The 3,498-nt window shown below is 65.0% G+C and carries 3 protein-coding genes and 1 pseudogene; 2 read left to right on the top strand and 2 right to left on the bottom strand.

Annotated elements, in window-relative coordinates:
• Positions 1–1,003 (top strand): annotated as a pseudogene (locus tag AC0IW9_RS30235) (Tn3 family transposase); the annotation flags it as partial.
• A gap of 549 nt (positions 1,004–1,552) precedes the next feature.
• Entirely contained in the window at positions 1,553–1,915 is a 363-nt protein-coding gene (locus AC0IW9_RS30230) for a cupin domain-containing protein (RefSeq protein WP_471652012.1), read from the top strand.
• Between the two features lie 62 nt (positions 1,916–1,977).
• Here the strand turns inward: AC0IW9_RS30230 and AC0IW9_RS30225 are convergent, their stop codons facing one another.
• Together AC0IW9_RS30225 and AC0IW9_RS30220 are read right to left on the bottom strand one after the other, a co-directional pair.
• The gene (locus AC0IW9_RS30225) at positions 1,978–2,817 is read right to left on the bottom strand and encodes an AraC family transcriptional regulator (protein ID WP_471652011.1); all 840 of its coding nucleotides are present in this window, start codon (positions 2,815–2,817) and stop codon (positions 1,978–1,980) included.
• Positions 2,818–2,909: 92 nt separating this feature from the next.
• On the bottom strand, positions 2,910–3,498 hold a 589-nt coding region (locus AC0IW9_RS30220; protein ID WP_471652010.1), incomplete at its 5' end, for a GntR family transcriptional regulator.

Raw genomic sequence — 3,498 nt, 5'->3', positions numbered from 1 at the left:
TCGGAGTACCAGAACGCGCTGCCGATCGCGGCGCTCTGGGGCGACGGCACCAAAGGCTCGGCCGACATGATGGCCCTGGATGCCAGTCGCCACCTGTGGTCAGCGCGGGTGGACCCGCGTCGGCGCACCTACGCCGCGGGCCTGTACACGCATGTCCGCGATCGCTGGGGCATGTTCTACGACCAGCCAATCGTGCTGAACGAACGGCAGGCCGGCGTGGCCGTCGAAGGCGTCGAGCAGCACAACCGCGCCGAAGACCGGATCCGGATCTCCCTGCTGGCGGTGGATACCCACGGCGTCACGAACGTAGCCATGACCATCGCCAAGCTCCTGGGCTTTGACCTGTGCCCGCGCCTGCGCGACCTGCGCGAGCGGAAGCTGTTCGTGCCCAGGGACTGGCCGGTGCCGGAGACTCTCGAAGGCGTCACGGTGCGCCGGGTGTCGGTCAAGGCGATTGAGCGCGGTTGGGACGACCTGGTGCGCCTGGCGGCTTCGATTCGGGCGGGCAAGGTTTCTGCCGCGCATGCCATCCACCGGCTCGGGTCGGCAGCCGTCGGCGATCCGCTTCACCGCGCTGCGGAACACCTCGGGCGCTTGCTGCGAACGCTGTTTCTGTGCGACTACCTGGCCATCCCGGCATATCGCCGCGAAATCCACACGCTGCTCAACCGGGGGGAATCGGTCCACCAGTTGCAGCGTGCCATACATGGAGGCCAAGTGGCTCCTGAGCGCGGCCGCCGTCGGCAGAGATGGTGGCGATCTCGGGCGCCCACGCACTGTTGACCAACATCGTGCTCGCCTGGAACACGAGTCGATGGACGTCGCAGTCGCGCGGCTCAAGCGTGACGGCATCGGGATCGAGGAGGATTGGCTTCGGAGGATCGGGCCGGCGCACTTCTCGCACATCAACTTCAGGGGCACGTTCCGGTTCAACGTCGAGCGGTATGCGGACGTGCTGGTCGAACGCGCCGTCGGTAGTGGCGCGGTCAAGCCTGGCCATTGAAGCCCGCAGCCACGTGCCGAGAGCAAGCATGTCAGCGATGGGATGGTCAGCTGACCTTCAGCGGCGACTGGTCACGGACGGCCAACGACCCGTTGCTGCCGGTCGACGTCCGCATCCGAGCGACAGGTGTGCAGAGGTTGCGGTCACTCGCTGATGAACGCCCAGTTCACGGTCTCGAGTTCAGAGCGGACATTGGGTCACCCTGGCCTGTGGAAGCGAGAACGACGACAAGGGGTCGGAAGCAGGCCTCCTCAATCGACGTACCAGCTAGGCCGCGGGTCGGAGACGCCGCGTCCCCTCCAAGCTCCTCCGCCCCAGGCGAACACAAAAGCACCTTCAGGGCCGCTCCCGGTTCGTCCTGAAAGTCGTGAGACTCCATGCTAAGTCCCGATACTTCTCGACAAGGGGTTTGCGGCAGGTGTCCCTACTATTCCTTGCGGACTTCCTGTAGCGCCGGCAAGGCAGTTCCAGGGGGTCTGCCAAGGAGGCGCCGGCCGGCGCCGAGCGACAAATCCACGGCACAGCCTGGAACACTACTGGAGGCAAACCATGAGCAACACGACGGAAATGGCATCCGAACCCGGAGTCGGAAGCCGCAAGCTGTTCGAGAACGACAAGGTCATCGTCTGGGACTTCGTGCTTCCCGCAGGCGCGGAGACACCCGTCCACACCCATGATCACTCCTACATGTGGTTCGCGGTGCAAGGCGCTCCCCTGCAGATCTACGACGAGCATGGCAACGACGTGGGCCTGTTCCCGGTACCGACGAACGGGATCTTCGAGCTCAAGGTCCAGGACGGAACCATCGAGGTCATGTCCGAGATCGGCAAGGGCGTGAAGGTGCCGGCCAAGCACAAGGCCAAGAACGTCGGCAAGGAAGACTATCGCGAGATCCTGGTCGAGTGGAAATAGGCCGCCGGTAAGGACCCTTCGCCGCTGGTCGATCTGGCCGGCGGCGAGGCGGGGCGTTCCGCTCACATGACCTCGAGGATCTTGCGGTACTTGCTCGGGGCGAACCCCTGCATGCCGGAGAAGAAGCGCGTGAAGTTGCCCGCGGTATCGAAGCCGAGGTCGAAGGCGATGTCCTGCAGCTTCACGTCACTCTGCGTGAGGCTGCGCAGGCCCGACTCCATCTTGAGCATGCTCAGGAATATGGCCGGCGACATCCCGGTCGACTTCTTGAACATCCGAAAGAACTGGGGCCGCGACAGCCCGGCCGCCGACGCCATCGCTTCCGGACTGGTGCTCGCATCGCCGGCGCTCAGCATGTGTTTGACGAGCCTCCTGATGCGTGCGTCGAAGTCAAGTTCGCCATGATCGCCCCCGAAATGAAGCAGGTTGCGCGGTGGCGAGATCGTCAGGACCTCGCAGAAGACCGCAGCAATCAGTGCCTCCATCTCGCGCGTGCTCGGCGGAACGTGCTGGGTCAAGGCATCGACCACGTCGTTCCGTGTCCGGGCCAGCCGCAGCGTCAAGGTCTCGACCGGCCGCGCGAAGAACTTCGGGTGCGCGCTGCGCGCGAAGCGTCGGTCCAGCTCCTTCAGCCATTGCGGCTGGAGGTAGAACGCGAGCAGGACGGTGTTCTCCTTCGTCTCGCGGTGGTTGTAGAAGTGCGGCTCCCAGGCGTTGATCATCAGCGCGCTCTGCGCCGTGACCGGATACTCCCTGCCGTTGATTCCGAACTGGATGTCGGCTCCGCCGATCTTGAAGACGATGTGGCAGTCTCGGTGCGCGTGCAGCACCATCGAGTGGTCGAGGCGGACGAGCACGACGCGTCCGAAGGGGCCGTGGATGATGCGTAGCGGGTCGGACATCAGAACTCCTTCATGCGAGCCCGGCCTCCCTCCCGAGGCCCGGCCTACGCGGCAAGCTGCTCTTGCGAGCGCTGGGCGGCCTGCTCCACGACCTACAAGGATTCGGCGCCGTCGGCCAGGAAGAAGCGCGCGACCATCTCCTTGGTGATTTCGATCGCCCTCTTCAGGCTGATGTCGATGTGCTCCGAAAGCACTTGAAGCGCCTCCTCCGTCTTGCGCTGCGCGATCAGGTCGATCACTTCCAGGTGGGCGTCGAAGGCCTGCAGGTTCCACGACGACAGTTGCTCGATGTCGACGTGGCGCGCCACGTGGGTGCGTCGCGTGACGATGTCGATGAAGGAGGTGAGCTCCTTGTTCTGGGACAGGGCCACGAGGCGGCGGTGGAACTCCTCGTCCGCCAGCACCAGGTCGGCCGTGGCCAGCTGGTCGGAGCGCCGCATCACATCCACCCAGTACGCCTTCACCGCCGCGATTTCCTCGTCCGGGGCGCGCTGGACGGCCAGCAGGACGGCCCGCCGCTCCAGCGCGATGCGGACCTGATAAAGGTCGAACACCTCGTTGACGCTGATGGCCTTGCGGTAAAAGCCCTTGTTCATGACGAACTCGAGCAGCCCCTCGGCCACCAAGCGGTTCAGGGCTTCCCGCAGCGTTGCGCGAGCGACGCCGAGTTGCGCGCCGAGT

It is taken from the genome of Belnapia sp. AC561 (genome assembly GCF_979252845.1).
Note: the sequence above shows the minus strand (reverse complement) of the source record. Positions and strands in the feature narration are given on the sequence as shown.